Raw genomic sequence first — 3,012 nt, forward strand, 5'->3', positions numbered from 1 at the left:
TTTTGCCATTTATCTTTCTCCAGAAATTGAACTCGTTAGGTTATACGCGACGCTTTTTAGGTGGGCGACAACCGTTATGAGGGATTGGGGTTACATCGGTAATGTTAGTGATCTTATAACCCTGTGCGTTTAATGCACGGATTGAAGACTCACGGCCAGGACCAGGACCCTTTACCAAAACTTCAAGGTTCTTAACACCGAACTCTTTTGCAGCCTCACCAGCACGCTCTGCAGCAACCTGAGCAGCGTATGGAGTTGACTTACGTGAACCACGGAAACCTGAACCACCAGCAGTTGCCCATGATAGAACATTGCCTTGACGGTCAGAGATGGTTACGATGGTGTTATTGAAAGATGCATGGATGTGTGCTACGCCATCAGCAACTTGCTTCTTAGAGCGCTTGCCTGAACGAGCACGAGTTGCAGCAGCTTGCTGCTCCTTTTTAATTTCTTCAGCCATCTAAGCTCTCCTACTACTTCTTAATGCTCTTGCGTGGGCCTTTGCGTGTACGTGCATTGGTCTTAGTACGCTGACCGCGTACTGGTAAACCACGACGGTGACGTAAGCCACGGTAAGTACCAAGGTCGATTAGGCGCTTGATGTTCATTGAAATTTCACGGCGAAGATCACCTTCAACGGTGAACTTTGCTACTTCGGCACGGATTTTATCTACAACAGACTCATCTAAGTCCTTTAACTTTGCAGACTCCTCAACACCTGCATTAGCAAGAATCTCGCTTGCGCGGGTTGGGCCGATGCCATAGATTGACTGTAATGCAATCACAGCGATCTTTTGATCAGGCACATTAATGCCAGCTATACGGGCCACTATTGATCTCCTAAATATAGGTCGGTTTAAAACAAAGGCTGTCGCAAAGCCCGTTAGGATACGCGACAACCGCTCATAGTGCACATTGGCATGTCAGAAAAGCACCAAGATCTCTCTTAGTGCTTTTAAGGCTGTATGATTATACAGATTTTAAATTAAGTTTGCAAGATTAATCACAAACTTAATAAGCATTAGCCCTGACGTTGCTTATGCTTTGGATTCTCACAGATAATGCGAACTACACCGTGACGACGAACTACTTTGCAGTTGCGGCACATTTTTTTAACTGAAGCACCAACTTTCATTTTATTTCTCCAATCTAAAAAATTAACGACCGTAATTTCTTAAGTTTGCTTTACGCATGATATCGCCGTACTGTTGGTTCATCATGTGGCTTTGTAGCTGAGCAACAAAGTCCATGCAAACAACAACGATAATTAGTAATGAGGTACCACCGAAATAGAACTGAACATTAAACCAGTTCATTAGTAACTGTGGAACTAAACATACTAAAACCATGTATAAAGATCCGCTTAAAGTTAAGCGAGTCATTACCTTATCAATAAATCTTGCAGTCTGCTCACCTGGACGAATACCAGGGATGAAAGCACCGCTCTTCTTTAAATTATCTGCTATCTCGCGTGGGTTGAAAACCAATGCGGTATAGAAGAATGTAAAGAACACGATTGCAGCAGCGTACAATAATTCGTATAAAGGTTGACCTGGCTGTAAGAAGACAGAAATGCTACCTAAAACATTAGATACAGCATTATCGCCTTGGCCGAACCAAGAAACAACAGTACCAGGGAACAGAATAATTGATGAAGCAAAAATTGCTGGAATAACACCTGATAAGTTGATCTTTAATGGTAAATTAGAGCGTGGCTGAGAGTAAATTCGATTACCCATTTGGCGTTTAGCGTATTCGATAACAATCTTACGCTGACCGCGCTCCACGAAAACCACGAAGAAGGTCACAAGGACCACTACTACACCGATAAGTAATAATGCGATAGTTGATAGATCACCTTGACGTGATTGCTCAAAGGTTCTTGCAAGCGCGGTTGGAAGACCCGCCACAATACCTGCGAAAATGATAAGTGAAATACCATTTCCGATACCACGTTCAGTGATTTGCTCACCTAACCACATCAATAGCATAGTACCAGTTACTAAGCTTACAGTAGTTACAAAGTAGAAACTGAAACCTGGATTATCTACTAATCCTGGCATCATGTTTGGAATACCAGTAGCCATACCGAAGGCTTGTAGTGCTGCTAAGAACACAGTTGCTACACGAGTGTATTGGGTGATCTTACGACGACCTGATTCACCGTCTTTACGTAGCTCTGCTAAATTCTTATTTAATACAGCTAATAACTGAATAATAATCGATGCAGAGATATATGGCATGATACCTAATGCTAAAACTGATGCACGCTCAAGAGCGCCACCAGAAAACATGTTGAACATGCCAACAATGGTTCCGCTTTGCTGATCGAAAACGCGCTGAAGTACGTCAGCATTTACACCAGGAACAGGAATATATGAACCTAGGCGGAAAATGATTAAGGCAATGATAACAAACAAAAGACGCTGACGAATTTCGCCAGAGCCTTTAGATTGTTTTTCAGCCATTTCACGACTTCTATCAAAAAGCGATTTTCTAGCCATGCAAAACCTCTTAAAGGGGGCTAGAGCCCCCTCGACTAATTATTAAGCTTTAGCAGCTTTCTTTGCTGCTTTTTGCTCTGCAGTTTTCTTAGCAGGCTTTTGCTTGCCAGCAGCAGCTAGAGCCTCTAAGCGTGACTGCTGTTTTGCAGCAGACTTCTTGTTTGAAGCTTCTAAACGTGCAGCAGCATCAGTAATGTACTGAGCAACTTCAACGGTACCGCCAACAGCTTCGATAGCTGCCTTAGCACCCTTAGTTACGCCAACGCCCTTTAAGGTGATCTTCTTAGTGAAGTTAGGTACGCGTGATAATACAACCTTTACGTACTTAACTTTCTTAGAGATTAAGCGAGCTGCTAATAGAGCTGCCATATCTACTACATCACCCTCAACACGATTTAAATCGTTTAAGGTAACTTCTGCAGTTACATCAGCCTTTGGAGACCAGAAACCAAACTTTGGTAAACGGATCTTCATTGGCATCTGACCGCCTTCGAAACCTGGACGCTTG

4 protein-coding genes and 1 pseudogene are annotated in these 3,012 nt (G+C 43.0%); all 5 read right to left on the bottom strand.

What is annotated here, in order from left to right; all coding sequences use genetic code 11:
• Nucleotides 1-40: 40 nt before the first annotated feature.
• Nucleotides 41-460, bottom strand: coding sequence for a 30S ribosomal protein S11 (gene rpsK, locus ACJMM4_RS05175; protein WP_405383417.1), 420 nt, complete (start codon nt 458-460; stop codon nt 41-43).
• 13 nt (nt 461-473) lie between these two features.
• A complete protein-coding gene (gene rpsM / locus ACJMM4_RS05180; RefSeq protein WP_405383419.1) occupies nt 474-830 on the bottom strand; it encodes a 30S ribosomal protein S13 in 357 nt (118 codons plus the stop codon).
• Nucleotides 831-1,021: 191 nt separating this feature from the next.
• Complete coding sequence (rpmJ, locus tag ACJMM4_RS05185; protein WP_021890128.1) at nt 1,022-1,135, bottom strand: 50S ribosomal protein L36; 114 nt, start codon at nt 1,133-1,135, stop codon at nt 1,022-1,024.
• Nucleotides 1,136-1,157: 22 nt separating this feature from the next.
• Nucleotides 1,158-2,504 carry a preprotein translocase subunit SecY gene (gene secY / locus ACJMM4_RS05190; protein WP_405383422.1) on the bottom strand — a complete coding sequence of 449 codons (1,347 nt, stop codon included), beginning with the start codon at nt 2,502-2,504 and terminating at the stop codon, nt 1,158-1,160.
• A gap of 207 nt (nt 2,505-2,711) precedes the next feature.
• A pseudogene (locus tag ACJMM4_RS05195) lies at nt 2,712-3,012 on the bottom strand (uL15 family ribosomal protein); the annotation flags it as partial.

It is taken from the genome of Phascolarctobacterium sp. (assembly GCF_045124115.1).
Lineage (GTDB): Bacteria > Bacillota > Negativicutes > Acidaminococcales > Acidaminococcaceae > Phascolarctobacterium_A.